This is a genomic window from Pseudomonas artemisiae, assembly GCF_057128685.1.
Genome location: NZ_JBSKHS010000005.1, coordinates 12362 through 30750, shown reverse-complemented (window position 1 = coordinate 30750; position 18389 = coordinate 12362). Strand labels below are relative to the sequence as shown.

At 61.4% G+C, this 18389-nt stretch carries 8 protein-coding genes; 7 read left to right on the top strand and 1 reads right to left on the bottom strand.

Annotated features, from left to right (window positions below; translation table 11 throughout):
* Position 1: 1 nt before the first annotated feature.
* The 6 genes from ACWKV4_RS07720 (at position 2) to ACWKV4_RS07695 (ending at position 15672) form a co-directional block, all read left to right on the top strand.
* Positions 2-7081 (top strand): RHS repeat domain-containing protein, encoded by a 7080-nt coding sequence (locus tag ACWKV4_RS07720; RefSeq protein ID WP_483831497.1) that lies wholly within the window; start codon positions 2-4, stop codon positions 7079-7081.
* Positions 7078-9378, top strand: coding sequence for a hypothetical protein (locus ACWKV4_RS07715; protein ID WP_483831496.1), 2301 nt, complete (start codon positions 7078-7080; stop codon positions 9376-9378). The genes ACWKV4_RS07720 and ACWKV4_RS07715 overlap by 4 nt, the downstream gene beginning before the upstream one ends.
* A 56-nt stretch (positions 9379-9434) precedes the next feature.
* Positions 9435-11489 carry a hypothetical protein gene (locus ACWKV4_RS07710; RefSeq protein WP_483831495.1) on the top strand — a complete coding sequence of 685 codons (2055 nt, stop codon included), beginning with the start codon at positions 9435-9437 and terminating at the stop codon, positions 11487-11489.
* Positions 11490-11577: 88 nt separating this feature from the next.
* Positions 11578-13812: an autotransporter outer membrane beta-barrel domain-containing protein gene (locus ACWKV4_RS07705; protein ID WP_483831494.1), complete on the top strand. Its 2235-nt coding sequence runs from the start codon at positions 11578-11580 to the stop codon at positions 13810-13812.
* 21 nt (positions 13813-13833) lie between these two features.
* Positions 13834-15279 (top strand): hypothetical protein, encoded by a 1446-nt coding sequence (locus ACWKV4_RS07700; RefSeq protein ID WP_483831493.1) that lies wholly within the window; start codon positions 13834-13836, stop codon positions 15277-15279.
* A gap of 132 nt (positions 15280-15411) precedes the next feature.
* Positions 15412-15672 carry a hypothetical protein gene (locus ACWKV4_RS07695; protein WP_483831492.1) on the top strand — a complete coding sequence of 87 codons (261 nt, stop codon included), beginning with the start codon at positions 15412-15414 and terminating at the stop codon, positions 15670-15672.
* Here the strand turns inward: ACWKV4_RS07695 and ACWKV4_RS07690 are convergent.
* Entirely contained in the window at positions 15669-16157 is a 489-nt protein-coding gene (locus ACWKV4_RS07690; protein WP_483831491.1) for an N-acetylmuramoyl-L-alanine amidase, read from the bottom strand. The genes ACWKV4_RS07695 and ACWKV4_RS07690 overlap by 4 nt on opposite strands.
* Positions 16158-16322: 165 nt before the next feature.
* Between ACWKV4_RS07690 and dnaX the strand changes: the two genes are divergently transcribed.
* Positions 16323-18353: a DNA polymerase III subunit gamma/tau gene (gene dnaX, locus ACWKV4_RS07685; protein WP_483831490.1), complete on the top strand. Its 2031-nt coding sequence runs from the start codon at positions 16323-16325 to the stop codon at positions 18351-18353.
* Positions 18354-18389: the final 36 nt, after the last annotated feature.

The following is an 18389-nucleotide window of genomic DNA, read 5'->3' as shown; positions in this document are numbered from 1 at the left end:
CATGACCCTTGCAGAACTGCTCAAAGCACTTGAGCCCCGTAGCCAAACGCTCGGCTGGGGCGCGGTGATGGCTGTAAGCCAACGCCAGATCAATACGCAACTCACCGATGCTTACGCGGGCTCGGCCACTCGGCTGCCAGCGTTGAGCGGCAAGATCAATTTGATACAAGACGCCAGCGAATTCCTAGAAGCCAGCGAGCTCACCCTGGGGGCACCGCAGCTTAAGTTGGGGCAGTCGCGCGGTGGTCCACGAGTGGCGGTACGCTTGCCGCTGGTGGGCGGCACTGGCGTTTACCGTACCGTTCCCAGCCAATCAGCCGGGAGCGGCAGATTGCTGACCACCCAATCGATCAGCGCCGAGGCCGGTTACCACGTTGAGCTTACCGCCGAGGTTAAAGTGGCCATTGACGCGTTCGGCAACCGCGCGCACCTCTTCGTGGACCTGACTACCGCCGACAGTGCCAGCACCAACCTCTGGCCGTATGAAGCCGGTGCCACGCGCATCGCCGCGACCTTTCTTGCCCATGTCAAGGCGTCCCCCCGCGCCTACAGCCAAGTACCCTTGGCCACCATTGACCTGGATGTCCGCGATGGCTTCAGCGTGAAGGACCTGCGGGTAACCTTCCAGGCCAACCCGGACGATGCCGATGACGGAGCGCTGCTGGTCTTGATGCAGCTTAATGCCCCGGACACTCTTGGCACCTTCCCAGGGGCCACTTACCCGTACCTAATCCCCTCCGACACAGACACCACAGGCAAGCCACTCTACGACGTTACCTGGCTGATCAAGGATGAACTGGCCAGCCTGCTTGGCCGCGAAACCTCGACTCCGCTGCCAGCTTGCATTCGGCATACCACCTTTGGCGACAGTCAGGTATTGCGCGAGCGCGTGCGCCATGTACCCAGGGATTGGGCCACCTTTGGGCAGCTGACGGGCGCTGGTAGCGCGCTGACCATCGTGCCGAGTAATGCGCAGATAGTGGCGGGGCAGACCCTACGGTTCAGCGCGCAGGCCGCCGATGGCACGCCGCTGACCGGCGTTACCTGGTTACAGCCTCAACCTGTCACCTCTCGGGCACAGGCCGGCACCATCGACCCGGCGGGTAATTACACGGCCCCTGCCGCAGACACCTTCCCAGTAGATGTGATCCAGGTAAGGCTCAGTGCCCAACGCACGGCCAATGGGCAAACCCTGCAAGTGTCCACGGTGATCGATGTCCGCCGCGAGGCACTTATGCAGCAAGCGCCCATGCAGGTGGTGGAGCTTTGGCGCAACGATGGGAAGAACAAAGTGTTGGGCGCGCTGAGCTTGGGCGATGACGATCTTGACTGGGCCTTGGTTGGCGCGCCTCTGCCCGGCGAAGCGGTACAGGCCGACCCGTCCCGGCCGCGATTGGCGCACTACACCGCGCCCGCCCAACTGCCTGAGCAGTTGTCGGTGCGCTGGGTGCGGGTTGGGGCTCATAACGAGGCGGCCCAGGCAGGGCCGGCGAGCAAGGCCGGTTTGATCGTGCTAGCCAACCCACATTCGTTGAACGTTGAGCCGCCCTTGGTGAGTCAGGTCAAGCCCGGTGGTACCTGCACGTTCAGCGTCCTAGGGGCAAGCAATGGCCGCATTACCCTTCCAGATGGGCAAATTTACGTCATGGCGGCGGACGAGAATTATTGGTCAGTTATCGGCGAGGGCAGCATCACCGATCAGGGCGTGTATAGCCCGCCCGCCAACCCCACGCTGCCGTTCGATGTGGTGTATTTCAACCTGTCAGGGTTCGCCGCAGGCTATGCAGTGGTCAAAACCGCGCAACCCATCAGCGCCGCCGCGCGTTGGGCGGAGATTGCTAAGTTTTCCCTGACCGTGGATTACGGCAACGCCGTTTACGCCAACGGTGGCCAGCAGGTTCCCGTCAAGATCACGGTCATGACCAAACCGGTTATTGACCCGATCGCGGGTACCCTGCACCTGCCCATCTCGCCTGTTGAGTTGGCGTCAATCAAACTGCGCTCCAAAACCTCGCGCCAGCTGGTGCCGATGCTGGAGCTTTTTGAAGAAGGGCTGGCCGAGGGCAGCTCGTGGGCGACCAGCACGGCGCCAAACCGGTATGAGCGGTTCCAAGGCATTCAGACCGCGCCGGACATTTCGCCGCTGGCAGCCGGTGATGTGGAGCGCACCCGTACTCGCACGCTGTACCTGCACACCCGCGTGCTTGAAGCATTTGAAATCGTCGCCACCTTCGATGCCCAGGGGGGCGAGGGCGGCGTTTACGACTCTGACGGCGCCGCTTACGAAGGCCCCACTTCGCTGACAATCGTCCCGCAGCCTGTGCGACCCTTCGACCGGCGCAGCTATCGCTTCCCTGACGGCGGTGACGAGGCGGGAAATGGCCGAATCGACAAGCCGACCTATTGGCGTGGCCAGGAATACACCGGCAGCGACAACGAGCTGGAGCGGTGGTACAGCATGGCAAGCGATACCGCCACCCGGTACCCACTGTCGTTAGCCCAGGCTGGCCGCTTCTTCGTATCCATGGGCCTGGTCGGTAGCCAGGGCGGCTCGCAGCCGGCGCCCGACGAAGTGATGGTGAACCAGGCTCGCTGGGAGTCGGACTTCTGGGGCGAGGGTGGCTTCAGTTATACCGCGGCAGCACTGAACCCCATGTCGCCCTTGGCCGGTAGCCCAGCTAGCGATTTTGTGGGGCTGGGCATTGCACTTCGGCGGATGGACGCGCAGCAGCGCCGGGCCGGCTTGCCAATTCGCCCACCCGCCAATGGCCCTTACCCAAACCCGCCCGCCCCGGTGCCCTTGTTCAACCAATTGGCCGATTCCGCACCGCTAGGCGCTGTGGCAATCATGCTCGAACGCCGTGGCGACATGCCTTACCAATGGGACGATGAGGCCGCGGGTGACCGGCTGCGCGCCTGGCAGGGCGAAATGACTCACCCCTTGCGTATGAGGTTGCGCGATAACGTAGGCAACCTTCACTACGTGGAAGTCGGGTTCCGTCCAGATAGCCAGCAATCCAGTGGCCGTAACGACCTACGCATGGTCTATCCGACGGGTACCTTGTCTACCAGCGAAGACACGGGCCCGGGATCGGCCGCCCGCCCGGCAGCACATGCCACACCCGCCCCAAAGGCGACGGCCACAGCTCTGCACTCTAATGCGTTCAATTTCCTGAGCTTCCTGGAAGGGGGCGTTGACCCGCGCACTGGACAGTACACCCTGCAGTTGGCACTGCCTCCGGTGCAAGCCAATCAGTTGGCGGGGCCGGAGTTGGCCCTGCGCCTAGGCTTTGACCCCTTCAATAGCGTGGACGCCGGCTACGGCCTGGGCTGGGGGCTGAACCTGAGCCAGGTCGACACCTACGGCAGGGGCCGGTTGCGGCTTAGCACCGGCGAAGCCTACGTCCTCGACGCGGTGGGTGAGGACGGGGAATACACCATGGTCGAGCGCAAGGTGCCTGTATGCCGCCTATTCAGGGATGGCGCCAGTTACCGCCTGGTACACCGGGACGGCACCGTCGAGCTACTGGAGGTACCCGGAGTAGGCGACCTTGCGTTGCCAAAAACCATTCAGGCCCCGACCGGGCACCGGCTTCACTTTAGCTACAGCGACCATGAGGGCAACGCTCGACTCAAAGAGATCACCGACGATACCGGGCGCCTGTTGCTGCGCATAGACGCCATCGGCGGCAGTTTCCTTGATTTTGTGTTCCCCGCCGAAGGCCAGCAAGCGCCGGTTACCTTCAGGGCCGAGCTCACCGCCCGGCGGCTGGAGCGCTTGGTACTGCCCACTGAAGAAGCCGCCAGCTGGCGCTTGAGCTACCGAGATTTCAACGGGTATACCTGCCTTGCTGACGTGCAAACGCCTGCTGGCGCCCGCGAGACCATCGACTACCACAGTACCGGCCATAGCGTACCTGGGAATGCCAAACCGGCCCTGCCGCGGGTGGCCAAACATACGGTAGCGCCTGGCGCCGACCAGCCCGAGCAAATCGCCAGCTATACCTATTCCGGTGAAAACTTCCTGGGCTATCCCAATGTTGGCGCATGGCGCGAAGAGGAGGATAACCTCTACCAAGCCGCTTGGAATTTCACCTATTGGAGCGAGGTGACCTACACCGATGCAGGCACTGCGCGGACCGTAAAGCGCACCTATAACAGCCTGCATTTGCTGCAGGAGGAGCAAACGGTTCAAGACGGCCATGTGCATACGGTAAGCACTGAGTTCCACTGGCGGCCGGGAGAGCCTTTTGCCGCGCAACCGAACCAATGCCAGTTACCGAAGAAGGTCACCACCCAGTGGCGACTGGAGGCTCAGAATGCGGTCCGCGACGAGGTGGTCGAAACCCAGTACGATAGCCACGGCAACCTGGAGCGGCACACCGCCGAAACCGGCGTGGTGACCCTCTATACCTACTACCCTGGCGACCAGGATAGCGAGGGCTGCCCCAAGGATCCGCACGGCTTCACCCGCTACGAGAAAACCCGCACCGTGGTACCCAGTGCCCGCTTCGCCGACCCCGGCGCGCCTGAGCTGACTACCACTACTACCTACCGTCAGTCACCGGCACTGCCCACCTCCCCCTGGCCAGGGCCGGTCTTGATGCACACCAAGACTTCGGCCGATGCTACCTCCGGCGTAACCGCCCGGGTAGATGCCTACACCTGGTACAACGACCCGGGTCAAGCCTTCACCCTGGGCCGTCTGGCTTCCCAGCAGACCACCCTGTGGGACGACCCGAACACTGCTACCACGGATCACTATGCCTATGGGCTGGGCGACAGCGAGGCGGGCGACGGCACCGTACTGAAAACCGACATCACCACCGTAGGTTTCGATAAGACCGAACAGGTGAAGTACCTGGAACAGTCGATCGTGACCGGGTTGGTGCTGCTGGAGCGTGATGCCCAAGGTGGTGATGAAAACGTCGACATTCGCCGCCGCTACGACGCGCTGCAGCGGGTGGTCGAAGAAACCATTGCCCCTGGCACGCCTCAGGAAGCGACCCGCCTGTTCAACTATTGGCTGGTCGACGGTCTGGGTCAGCAGGCCGAGCAAACCGTCACTGACGTCAAAGGCCTGCGTCTGCGTACCCGGGTGGACGGCCTGGGGCGGGCCGCTGCCGAATATCGCCGCGAGCCCGAGGCTAGCGCCGAGATGCAAACCTATGCCGCGCGTTACGACGGCTTGGGGCAATTGGTCCAAGTCACTGAATGGGACGATTTCGGTACCCAACGCAGCCCAGTGGCAATGAGCGAACACTATCAGTACGACAGCTGGGGCGAGCGCTACGCCACCCTGGGCGCCGATGGCGTTCGCCGGGTGGAATGCACTGACCCGCTGGGGGTGCCTAGTGAAGGCGTTACCCAGGTGCGCACGAGCTGGCTGGAAAGCCAGGACGGCAGCGTGGTCAGTGGCAGGGAGGTGACGCATGTCAATGCCTTCGACCAAGTGGTGAAAACCCTGCGCCACGAAAGCGAAGCCGCGCCAGCGAATCACGTATTCACTTACGCCTATGACGGGCTCGGCCGCAAAGTATCGGAGGTCAACCCGCGCCGGGAGCAAACGAAGTACACCTACGACCTGTTTGATCGCATTCTGGAGACCAAGCTGCCGGATAACGCCGTCGTCGAGCGCCGCTATGCGCGGCATTCCACAGAGGACCTGCCCATCCACATTGCTGTTCATAGCGGCGGGCAGGAGTACGTGCTGGGTACCCAGGCATTCGATGGCGTGGGGCGAATGATTGAAGCGGTGACCGGTGGGCGCAAGCGGCAGTTCAACTACAAGCACAACCAGGCCCGCCCGGAAACCGTGATCACCCCCAAGGGCGCCACCTTGGTCTATGAATACCAGCCGAGGTTGGGCGACCAGCCTATTCTGCGGCGCGTGGGTGAGGGCGCAGGGCCCTTGGCGGGCAACGAGGAGCGTTATGAATACGACCCTAAGGATGCTCGCCTGGTACGTTGCCTGCGCGCCCAGCAGGAAGTGCTCACGCGCAGCTATCACAGCAATGGCCGGTTGCTCAGCGAAACGCGCCAGCACCAGGGCCAGGCGCTCGAAATGCGCTATGCCTACAGCGTACAAGAGCGTTTGCTGAGCTATACGGATGTGACCGGCCAGCAACAGTGCTACCACTACGACGTCGCCCACGGCGGGCGCTTGCTGGGCAGCACGCTGAGCGGGCTGGAATGCACTCTTGAATATGATGCGTTGGGCCGGGACAGCCAGGTTGTCACGGTTGACACCCAAGCAGGTACTTCACTGAGCACCAGCCTGCGTTACGACGCCTACGGTCGCGAAATCGAGCGTTGCTTCGAATTCGGCCAAGGCGACCGCGAGACCTTGACCCAGGTGTATGACGAGCTGGACCGGATCATTTGCAAAACGCTTACCGCGGCCGACGGTGGCGTATTGCGAGAAGAAACATTCGAGTACGACGCCCGTGGGCACTTGAGCCTCTATAGCTGCATGGGGCCCGAATGCCCGCTTGATCCTTACGGCAACAAAATCAGCGGGCAGTTCTTCGAATGCGACGCGCTCGACAATCACACGCTGGTGCTCACCACCTGGACTGAAAGCGCCTACGGCCGCGCCGAGCGGGCGTACCGCGAAGGGCGCACCGCCAAGGCCCTGGCCGGTGTCGCAGGGGAAGGCATGAACGTGGCCACCTACCTGTTCGACAACCCCGAAGACCCGGTTCAACTCACCGGCATCGAAAACGAGGGCGATGGCGGCTATCCGCCAGTCGTGGCGCTGGAGTATGACGCTGACGGCAACCTGCTCAATGACGAATGGGGGCGCCGTTTCGAGTATGACGAGCTGGGGCGGCTTATTCACGTCAGCGCCCTGGCCGAGGAAAGCCCCAGTACCTACCACTACGACCCATTGGATGTGATCAGCGCCCGTACCGAAGTTGCCGATGGCAGCAGCGAAGGCCGTTTCTATCGCGATGGCGTGTTGCACACGCTGCTTGAAGAGGGCGGCAATGCCACGGTGATCGTGCGAGCCGGCGAGCATTTATTGGCCGAACAGGGTCGCTTCAACCATCTAAATCTGTCCAAGAGGGAACAGCAATGAACAGTACTTATGAGAGTATCGATCAGTTATTGTCTTGGTTTAGAGAAGCTCCACGGACAAAACGCTGGGATGCGGTGCTGGCCTTTGACCAAGCTACTACCAATACGTTGTTATTGCAGCAATACATTGAGCGCTTTAACACCGGCAGTTACTTGGAACCGGTAAACGGCATCATCGATTTGGGCAGCGGCCAGGTGGCGGAAATTCGAAACTATATATTCGACACACCCCGGCTGTCATTCGAGAACGCAAACCTTGATGCGCCTACCGCTACTTTGCGTATTCAGGGGCTAGGTGGCACTCGGTTTACCTGGAGTACCTCCGGCGCCACTCGGCAGTTAAAATCCATCGCCTACGAATCCCCGATCAATGGCGATGTCCATGAATCTACCGTGATGCTTCACGATAAAAGCGTTTCGGTGCGCGAGCATCAGGTGGTCATTGACACGTCAAGTGGTCGCGACGCACAGCTGAAGTTTGGCGCCACACTTAACGAAAAAAAGAGAGCCGGTGCCTGGATCAGCAGCAAGCTTGGGCTGCAGCCACCCGAAGTGCGGGAATATGTACTCAGCGAGCTAAAGGGCGAGGCAGGGTCACCGTTCGAGCCGGAGCATATATTGTTGCTCACTCAACCTGCGCCCAAAAGCAACCAGCGCGACAGCGCCCATTACGGGGACGGCGCGATACTTGCTTTTGTTGCCATGAAAGGCGGCACCGTGGGTGATCGACCGGTCGCGGGCGATCCCACCTGGAAATACTTGCTGGACCCGAGTCCCGATGGACATTCGGCGATATTGGTGTTGAGCCAGAGGTTTATGGTCGAGAAGTTGATATCCCCGGCACTACTGGGCCAGATCGTTGATGATAACGTTAAAATCGAGAGCGACGTAGAAGCCAGCCTGGTTGAGAGGGACGGCTGGTGGAAGATGGAAGCGACGAGTGGCGGGTATAACTGTCATTGGCTCTTAAGCGCAGAAGATACAGGAATCGCGGAACTTAGTGTTGGCGGGTATCTAAAGCTGGGTCAAAGTCCGGGTGGAAACTTAGATTTTACCGTTGAAAGAACTGATCCAGAATTTGGTCCAAATCAAATTTACCTACAATGGGTAGGGCGCGGAGATGTTAGTTGGGAGAATGCTGCAGGAGCGAACGTGCATCCGACTTACCTATCTATATGGGCGTATGTCGACGTCAGCGCGCGTGATGCAGGTTCGGTAGATATTAAAGCATCTGGTGAGGGGTATCTTGAGGTTGACCCCGAGTTTTTTAGTAAATACTTTGCTAAAGATAGTAACTCTGCAGGGTGGATTTTAGGGAGGTCGGTGCCTCGGAAAGTTGATAGCTACCTTATGGCAGTAGATGCCGCACGACTTTCAAACATTGTATTAGCAGGTGAACGCCCCATTCGCCTCAAAGGCGCCAAACTTCCAGGCGACCTGGTGATGTACGGCAATGTCTCCGATGAGCGCACTGGCCTGGAGCTCAACCCCTTGGAGGTTACGATTGGTGCCGGCAATACCTTTCAGTTTTCTACCAATGCACCTGATGGTGTGAAGTGGGCGGTTGAGCTGGTCGACGGGGAGGCAGCAAGTGTGGGAACGGTCTCCAACAGCGGTTTGTATTCGGCGCCTGCCCTGACGTCTGCCTATGCGCGGGTGCGCCTGACTGCAACGCGCAATAGCCAAATTAGCCAAGCTTTGATCACCGTGGTCAAAGAACTGGCAGCAGTATCGCCCGCCATTCAGTTGGCGGTCGCGGGTGCTGGCGAAAGATATTTCGTGCGGGGCGGTGCGACAGGCAATTGGGAATGGGATACCACCGGGCTTAAAGGCACTCTTCAACTACCTGTGCCGGAGCCGGGTGATAAGTTCGAGCCCGGTGATATGCAATACATACCGCCGGCACCGGCCGACCTTGACACCGATTTTATCGTCGAAAACATCAATATAAAGGTTGGTTCCAACATCACCACTAGCCAGGTATTGGTTACCAAAGGCAGCAATCTCGAGATCACCGCGCAGCTCAATGCTGACGGCAGGTCCGCGACCTTGAAGGCCATGTCGATGGGGAGCGAGGTGCCAGTACCTTTTACCAAGGTGGCCGGCGGCGGGCAGATCAACGGCAATGTGGTGACGTCAGAAGACCTACCGAATGAGCCATATATCGTGGTGCAGGGCGCGATCGAACCTATGCCTGGCTTCAAATTCACGGGCTACCTGCTGCTTCCCCTCCCGCTAAGCGTACTCGAAGGCACCCGCAGCCAGGCGATTCTAAGCGACCCAACCCTTTCTTTCTGACACTGCCAGCCCCGGCAGCCCATCGGGGCTGCTCGGGCTCAAAGGAGCATGCCCATATGAGTAATATCACCGAACCGAACGTATCCCCAGCCACCCGCCATGCCCGTCACCAGCGCTTGCTCGAATCCCTCGGAACGCTGGCAGGCCCGGTAGCGACAATCGCCACGGACTATTTCGTGAACCCGGACCTGGACGATCCAACCAATGACTTCACCCTGATCCGCGCCAAATGGCTCGGCGGGCTTGAGATCACGGGTACGTGGGCCGAGTCCGGTGGCCTGAGGGGGCCTGATTTCATCGTGCAGGCCGCCCCTGGTAAAAAACCTGACGAGAGCGAATACCAGCAAATCCATCGCGAAACCCTTGACAGGGGGGCACTCACCCATACTTACAAAATCCCCACCGACACGTTGCCTTGGGAGGGCGATGTATCCCTGCGGGTCGCGGTGGTTATCAACAGCGGCACGGTTCAGCCTAGCGCGCCTGTGCGGGTACGTTTGGATCGGATCGCCCCCTATGAAGGCTCGGGTATCGAGCATCCACCGGCCGCGCAGCCCAGCGCGACCCTGGTAACCGACGCGGAGCTGACGGGTGGCTTCTCAGTGACCATACCGGGCTACCCAGATTACGCGTCAGGGGACATCGTCTACGTATGGCTGGAAAAAGAGCCGCCCACCGGTGGCCACCTGCCCCCGCTGCTTTTGGATGCTGCCCAGACACAAGCAGGCGCAACCACGCTCTCGGTGCCAGCTGACAAGCTAAAGGCCAAGGGTGACGGGCGCTTCTATATGGGCTATGTGCTGGCTGATAAAGCCGGCAATACCTCGGCGGTTTCCCAGGCCGCTCAGGTCACGCTGGTGCTGGGCGCGCTGCCTGGTACTTTGCAAGCCGCCGAGGTGCCGGCGGCCGACCCTGTGATCGACAGGGCCGACGCGTGGGCCGGGGTCTACGTCGATATTCCTGAATTCTCCGACTGGAAACCCGGCGACCAGGTGGCCGTCACCTTCGGTGGCCAGGCCCTGCCCCCTTATACCCTCAACCCAGGCGCATTCCAGGCTCTGATCGATGTGTCGGCGAGTGTATTGGTGAAGGTTTTTGGCAAGGCCACCAGCGAAATGAACGTGGACGTGAGTTATACGGTATCACGGTTGGATTGGAAGTCGGCGGCTTCGCCTGTCAAGTCAGTGCGCTTGGACTTGAGCAAGGCAGGCCCTGAAAACCCCGACTGGCCGGACCCGGTCAATGACCAGTTGCCACCGGTGAAGGTGACCAGTGACAGCGGCCAGGTGAACCAAATCCCCGAGGCCGACTTGGGCAAGGCCGCCACCTTGACCTTTACCCTTTACGCCGAAGCGGAGGAAAACCACATTGTCGATCTGTTCTGGGGGGCGGCGCTGCTGGAAAGCTATACCGTCAAGGATACCGATACCCCGGGTAATGAGCTGACATTCCCTGTTCCATGGTCAAGCATCGAAAAAACCCTGGCGCAAACGGCAGTAGCGGTGTTTTACCGCATTCGCCTGCCCAATGGGCCGGTGGAGAATTACCAGCAGTCACCAGACACCACGGTGGACGTTTCGGCGCTACCTCTGGTGGCTGTGCCCGTCACCTTCCCGGACGCAGTTGACATAGGGATTGGAGACTACCTGGTACTGGGGTGTGACACTTTGCAAGAGAACGCCAATGGCGAGCCCTGCATAGCGGTTGCGATACCCGACCTGTCTCAGGCGCCCTATAACCAGGTGGAAGGTGATGAGATCCGCCTGAGTTGGAAAGGCTTTAGCGGCATGACGTTTGAAGGCGGCAGCCTGACACCGATTGCTAAAGACGACGGTGGCGAGCTGGAGGAAACCATCAAGCTTACCGCTGAGCAGACAACGGGTTTTATCTGGTTGGTGCCCTATGACCCGCACGGTGCGGTTACTTACAAATATGGCCCAAGTGGTGGGCCAGAAGGGATGATCCAGGTGAGCTACAGCATCAAGGCGGGGAGCAAGCAAGCGGTGGCCACCGCGCCCAAGAATATCATCGCCGCTTTCTATACAGGCGCTGGCGCTTGTGATTTCACCGTCACCAGCGGTTGTGCACACTGTCGCTTGAAAGCGCTTTAAGAGTTTTCCGAAATACGGGCGTGCAAGGCTTCTCTAAGCTTGCCGCCTGTTTCGGCCCTCAAGCCGTGAGGCATTCAGGAGTACTCTTGTGACACCGACTATTTTCAGACAGCAGCCCTTGGCTGCACGTATGCGCTTGGCCGCCGTGATAGCGGTGGGGTGTGTCAGCCCCGTGGCGTTGGGCGTGGAAGTGCCTGTAGACAGGCACATCGATCAGTCCAGTACCGCAGACCATTATGTAGTGATCAACAGCGCTACCCTTAGTGGCACAAACGCAACCTTGCTTTCGGCGCAGGTCAAGGGCAGCAAGCTGTTGCTAGAGGGTGGCAGTGTTCTGGGGAACGTATCGACCACGGGTATTGACCTTACCAATAACAGTTTGGCAACGCTCACCAACGTTGCCGTCCAAGGCAAGGCCACGGCGCTGGAGCTGCAGTTGGGCAGCACGGCCCAGATTACCGGCGGCAGCCTGGTGGGCGGCGACTTCGGTGCGATCATAGGTACCGGCACTAAGCTTTCCCTCACAGGTACGCAAGTGGCCGGCACCGGCGTCGCGGCGGTTTATATGGGCGGCGCGATTCTGGAAGCGACGGGTGCTTCCCTGGTGGGCGAGGACTACGGCATCGTGGCCGAGCGCCTGGCGCCAACGGATCGCTCCACCATAAGCCTTAGCGGCTCTGACGTTGAAGGCCTTGCAGGCCCGGCGATCTCGGTAGGCTACCCAGGCAACAGCGCCGTCGCCGACATTGACCTGAGCAACGGCACCACGCTCAAAGGCGCTGACGGCAGCCTTGTGGATGTCACCGACGGTTCCCAGGCCACCTTGAATGTCACCGGGTCCGCCCTGGAAGGCAATTTACTTGCGGGCCAAGGCGCCACCTTTGCCGTGTCGCTGGGGCAGGGCGCCAGCTGGGTCGGCGACTTCTTGGCAAATGATACCGCCACGGCAAGCCTGGCCCTGGCCAACGGTGCCCGCTTTACCGGCCAGTTGGAAAACGTCCATGATTTGAGCATTGCCAGTGGTGCCAGCTGGTCATTGATGGGCGACACGATACAAAAAAACCTCGTGCTCGATAGGGGTGTGGTGCGCTTGAGCGAGGGCGGCGGCTACCGCACCTTGAGCGTGGAGAACCTTGGCGGCATCGGTGGCCAGTTCAACCTGCGCACGGATTTTGCCACGGGCCTCACCGATTTTGTAGAGGTGACAGGCACGTCCAGCGGTAGTCACCTACTGAACGTGACCAGTAGCGGCGGGGACGCCAGCCAAACCCGCATCGACCTGGCCCGCACGGCGGATGGCGGCGCCGAATTCGCTTTGCTCAACGGTCGGGTAGACCTGGGCACCTGGTCCTATCAGCTGGCGACCGATGACGGCAAGCGCTGGTACCTGGACGGCTCCGAAAAAACCGTAAGCCCAGGCACGGCGTCGGCGCTGGCGCTGTTCAACACCGCGCCGACGGTCTGGTATGGCGAACTGACCGCCCTGCGCGGGCGCATGGGCGAGTTGCGCTGGCGCTCCGCGGCCCCTGGCGGCTGGGTGCGCGCCTATGGCAACCAGTTCAACGTACAGGCCAGCTCCGGCATCGGCTACCGCCAGCAGCAGCAGGGCCTGACCCTAGGCGCGGACGCGCCCTTGCCCTGGGGCGACGGCCAATGGATTGCCGGCGTATTGGCCGGGTATAGCCAGTCCGACCTGGACTTGCAGCGGGGCACCAGCGGTACCGTCAAAAGCTATTACGCCGGGCTGTATGCAACCTGGTTAGACGAGAACAGTGGGTACTACGTCGACGCATTGGCCAAGGTCAATCGGCTTCGCAACGATGCCGACGTGGCGCTGAGCGATGGCACGCGCACCAATGGCGCTTACAGCAACTTGGGCATGGGTGGCTCGGTGGAATTCGGCCGTCATCTGGCACTGAGCCAGGGCTGGTATATGGAGCCCTTTACACAGCTGTCAACGCTGGTCGTCCAAGGCAAAAGCTTCACCCTGGACAATGGCCTGGCCGCCCAGGGCGACCACGCGCGCTCGTTGCAGGGCAAGGTCGGCGCTACCGTGGGCCGTACCCTGGACCTGGGCGATGGACGCAGTGCACAGCCATACCTGCGTGCCGCCCTGGCACACGAGTTCGCCAAGCGCAACGATGTTTCGGTAAACGGCAACCGCTTTAACAATGACCTGGCCGGCTCCCGTGGCGAGTTGGGTGTAGGCGTGGCGGTGAACACTGGGAGCCGTTTGCAAGCCAACGCAGACTTCGACTATGCCCACGGCGATGCCCTCGAACAACCCTGGGGCATCAGCGTGGGGCTTCGTTATAACTGGTAAAGCACACCTGAAGGGTTAACCATGCAAAATGACACGCGCGAACAAGCCAGCCTCCCGCCAGCCGAAGTACTGGCCGTGCTGCCCGACCTGCCGGGCAGCGCCATCAACCTGCTGCCGGTGACAGCCCTCGCTGCTCCGCTAAAGGTCAAGCTTCCCATGTGGCCGGAAAGTGGCGGGCTCAGCGGGCCAAGGGTGCGGATCTACTGGGACGCCACCTTGGTTGCCGACGAGCGTCTGGACCGCGACTTTGATGAAGACGACCTAACGTTCGGGCTTCAGGGATTGAACCTGGAGCATGGGCCACATCAGCTCAGTTACGACGTGACCCTGGGCAACGGCAGCGTAAGCCTGGGCGAAGCGGCCACGGTCACTGTGGACCGGGTGCCCCCAGACCTGGGTACGCCGCCGGCCAGCCCGCTGCTCCCGGCAGACCTGGGCAGCGACGTGACCGATGATTACCTTCAGGCCCATGGCGACCAGCTTCTCGCCACGCTGCCGGCCTACGGGGGCCAGGCCCCGGGGGACCAGGTCACCTGGTACCTGGACCGTAACCTCAATGCCAACGAACGGGTTGCCCAGGAAGCAGTGGCTGGTCTGCGGCCCCCCATGACCCTGGTATTCCCTGGCGACACCTTCCGCGAGCGAGGGGATGGCGCGCGCTTTATTCACTACCAGATCACCGATTACGCGGGCAATTCAGCTCAATCTGGCACCGTGCAGCTGGCCGTGAAGGCCACCCCGATCCCTCGGGTGCTGCCGGTGCCCCAGGTTGTGGGCGCGACGGGCAGCGGGGCGAGCCAAACGTTGAAGGCAATCCAGGCCAAGGGGGGCATTCAGATACGCATTCCCGCCACTGCGGTGATCAAGCCTGGCGAAACAGCGGCATTGATCTTCGGTGAGCCAGGGCAGGTAGGCGGGGCGCGCGTACCGATCACCAGCGGCGCGGGGGCTACCGTGGATATCGCCGAGCGCGATATAGCGGCCCACCTCGATAGCCAAGTGCCCGTGCGTTATGAAACCACTGACCTGCAAGGCGTGATCCATCAGTCAGATACCCTGCAACTGGCAGTGACGGACTCACGGGGCTTGAACTTTCCGACGGTGCAATGCCCTCTGGTTCAGGGGGTAGAGCTTGCATTGAATCGCGTGCCTGAAACCGGCGCGCCCCTGATGCTGCGCCCTTGGAACCTGATGACGGACTACCAGTGCGTGATGATTCGGGTGGTCGGAGTTGACCGTAATAACGCTGAGCTCGATGAAGCGGTAGTTGCGGGTAGAAAGGTACAGGCCGCCGAGCTGGATACGGGCATAGGCCTGGACGGCAGCCTGGTCATTCCCAAGGCCTTGCTCAGCCGTTTGAAGCTTAATGAAACGTTCTATGTGGAAGGGTACCTGAGTTTTGATGGGTCGGGCCGCTGGCCAGCGAGCCCAACGTTCACAAGCCTGGTGCCGTGGCTAAGGCCATGATCGCCCACTTGGTGCTACCGTGGCCTTGCGTCGATACCGCAAGGCCGGGTAACAGCGCGCATTTACAAGGCTCTGCGGCTGCTTCATATTCCTGCGCTCGGCAAAAGATCAATCGTTTTGGAGTACCTGCACGTGGAACAGTCGCTCAGCCCGCCCTTGGATACGGTCTATATCGTACGTATCGACGGCACCCGCCTTGGCCCTTTTGAGACGCAGCTCGAAGCGAACAAGGCGCTTATCTGGGAGGTCACCCTCAATGCCGGGGCCGGCGATACCCTCGAGTATCACCAGCCGGATGGCAAGGTTGTGAGTTACCTGATCACCAATACGCACTTTCAACCGAAAATGACCGGGATCGAGGCGCACTACACGGTGCGCCTACGCCACGACTAAGCATCGTCCAGCGGGTGGTTGACTAGCCACTGCGCCAAGTCGAAGCAGGGGCAGGCCTTGATGAATTCGCTCGAGGTAATCGCCCCGTCGCCGTTGAGGTCCGGGGAAAAATCCCGGTGGCCGCGCATCCCGACGCCAGGGTAGCGGCCCTGGAGTTCACCGAGCAGGGTGCGCAGCCGAGCGAACTGCCCCTGGGTAAAGTTGTTCTCGGGCTGGCCATCAGGGTTCAGCCCGCCTACCAGGCAAATGCCAACCGACACTTGGTTGAAGCCCCTCACATGGGCCCCGACAGTGCCTTCGGGACGGCCTGTTTCAAGGGTGCCATCGCGGCGGATCACATAGTGGTAGCCAATATCGCTCCAGCCCCGGGCAAGGTGCCAGCGGCGGATGTCGGCGGCGCCGATGTCGGCACTGGCGCGGGTGGCGGAGCAGTGCACTACCAGCCAGTCAGTGCGCGTTCGTCGCTTGAAGGTAATTGCAGTCATTGCGGTTGTCCTAAACGGGTAAAAAGGGTGCTAAGCGAACCGCAGCGGCACAATCAGACCAATCCGGAAAAATTGCCCGCCCACTGCCAGGTGCGCCAGCGAGTGCTTTTTAGGCCCTGCTCGGCTACGATTAGCGGTCCCTCGCTTCAGGTCATGATGGTTTCCATGGGTTATCAGGTTCTTGCACGTAAATGGCGGCCGCGCTCCTTCCGCGAGATGGTCGGGCAGGGCCATGTGCTCAAAGCGCTGATCAACGCGCTGGATAATCAACGGCTGCACCACGCTTACCTGTTCACCGGCACGCGTGGGGTGGGTAAAACCACCATTGCCCGCATCATCGCCAAGTGTCTGAACTGCGAGACCGGCATTACCTCCACGCCGTGCGGCACCTGCTCGGTGTGCCGGGAAATCGACGAAGGCCGCTTCGTAGACCTGATCGAGATCGACGCCGCCAGCCGAACCAAGGTGGAGGACACCCGGGAGCTGCTGGACAACGTGCAGTACGCCCCCAGCCGGGGCCGCTTCAAGGTGTACCTGATCGACGAAGTGCACATGCTGTCCACGCACTCGTTCAACGCCTTGCTTAAAACCCTTGAGGAGCCGCCGCCCTACGTCAAGTTCATCCTGGCTACGACAGACCCGCAGAAACTGCCGGCAACCATTTTGTCCCGTTGCTTGCAGTTCTCGCTGAAGAACATGACCCCTGAGCGGGTGGTGGAGCACCTGGCCCATGTGTTGGAGGCCGAAAACATCCCCTTCGAACAAGACGCGCTCTGGTTGCTGGGCCGCGCCGCCGACGGCTCCATGCGTGACGCCATGAGCCTGACCGACCAGGCCATTGCCTTTGGCGAAGGGCGGGTGCTGGCCGAGGATGTGCGCGCGATGCTGGGCACGCTGGACCACGGGCAGGTGTTCGGGGTCATCCAAGGGTTGCTAGAGGGTGACGCTAAAGGTTTGTTGGCTGCCGTCGCGCACCTGGCCGAACAAGGCCCGGACTGGGCTGGGGTGCTAGCCGAGATCCTCAACGTATTGCACCGAGTGGCTATCGCCCAAGCCTTGCCAGGGGCCGTCGACAACGGCCAGGGGGATCGCGAACGGGTGTTGGCCATGGCCCAGGCCATGCCCGCCGAAGACGTACAGTTTTATTACCAGATGGGCCTGATTGGCCGGCGAGACCTGCCTCTGGCCCCTGAGCCGCGCGCCGGTTTCGAAATGGTGCTGCTGCGCATGTTGGCGTTCCGCCCGGCCAGCGAGGCAGCACCCCCGGTGCAACTAAAGCCGGCGGGGATCAGCCAGGCCACGGCTGATTCCTCCACGCCGGTGGCCGATGCCGCTGTGCAGCAACCTGCCACTGCGCCCGAGACCAAAGCCTCGAGCGCGCCTGTGCCGGAGGCTAAAGTAGAACCGAAGCCGGAACTCGAACCCGATTCCGAGCCGGCAACCCTGGCGGCAAGCGACCCTAGCCTGCCCTGGAACGAGCCGGAAGTGCCCATGGATGCCCCCGCGCCGCCACCCCAGGCGTTGCTCGATACCCGCGCCCAGGCACCCGATCTGCCACCGATGCCTGCCCCCACGCCGGCCAGTGCGGTGCCTCCAGCGCCGGATAACCACCCTGAGCGCGATGATAACGCCGGGGCGCCCATCGAGTATCAGCCTGCCGGCATGCAGCGTGACGACGAGCCACCGCTTGACGACGACTATTACCCGCCCGAGCCAGACCCTAACGGCTACGCTTACCTGGATGAACTGGCCAGCCATGCCGCCGAGCCTGAACTGCCACCGGAGCCGGCGCCCGCGTCCAAGCCCGCGACGGGCCTGGCCCTGCAGTGGTTGGAGCTGTTCCCCAAGCTGCCGATCTCTGGCCTTACCGGTAGCATCGCCGCCAACTGCAGCCTGGTCGCCGTAGAGGGCGACACCTGGCTGTTGCACCTGGACCCAGCACAGGGCGCGCTGTTCAACGCTACCCAGCAACGCCGCCTGAACGACGCGCTGAACCAGCATTTGGGCCGCAGCCTCACCGTCAAAATCGAATTGGTTCGCCCTGAGCAGGAAACCCCCGCCCAGGCCGCCGCCCGGCAACGCGCCGAGCGCCAGCTGCAGGCAGAACACGCCATCGCCGCCGACCCGTTCATCCGCCAGTTGGCGGAACGGTTTGGCGCCACGGTGCGCAACGATACTATTGAACCCCTAAGCTGAACCCTTGAGCGCCCCGGCCAACCGGGGCACATGACA

Coding starts and splice junctions, on each gene's coding strand:
- ACWKV4_RS07720 (WP_483831497.1), top strand. CDS start 2: ATGACCCTTGCAGAACTGCTCAAAGCACTTGAGCCCCGTAGCCAAACG.
- ACWKV4_RS07715 (WP_483831496.1), top strand. CDS start 7,078: ATGAACAGTACTTATGAGAGTATCGATCAGTTATTGTCTTGGTTTAGA.
- ACWKV4_RS07710 (WP_483831495.1), top strand. CDS start 9,435: ATGAGTAATATCACCGAACCGAACGTATCCCCAGCCACCCGCCATGCC.
- ACWKV4_RS07700 (WP_483831493.1), top strand. CDS start 13,834: ATGCAAAATGACACGCGCGAACAAGCCAGCCTCCCGCCAGCCGAAGTA.
- ACWKV4_RS07690 (WP_483831491.1), bottom strand. CDS start 16,157: ATGACTGCAATTACCTTCAAGCGACGAACGCGCACTGACTGGCTGGTA.
- dnaX (WP_483831490.1), top strand. CDS start 16,323: ATGGGTTATCAGGTTCTTGCACGTAAATGGCGGCCGCGCTCCTTCCGC.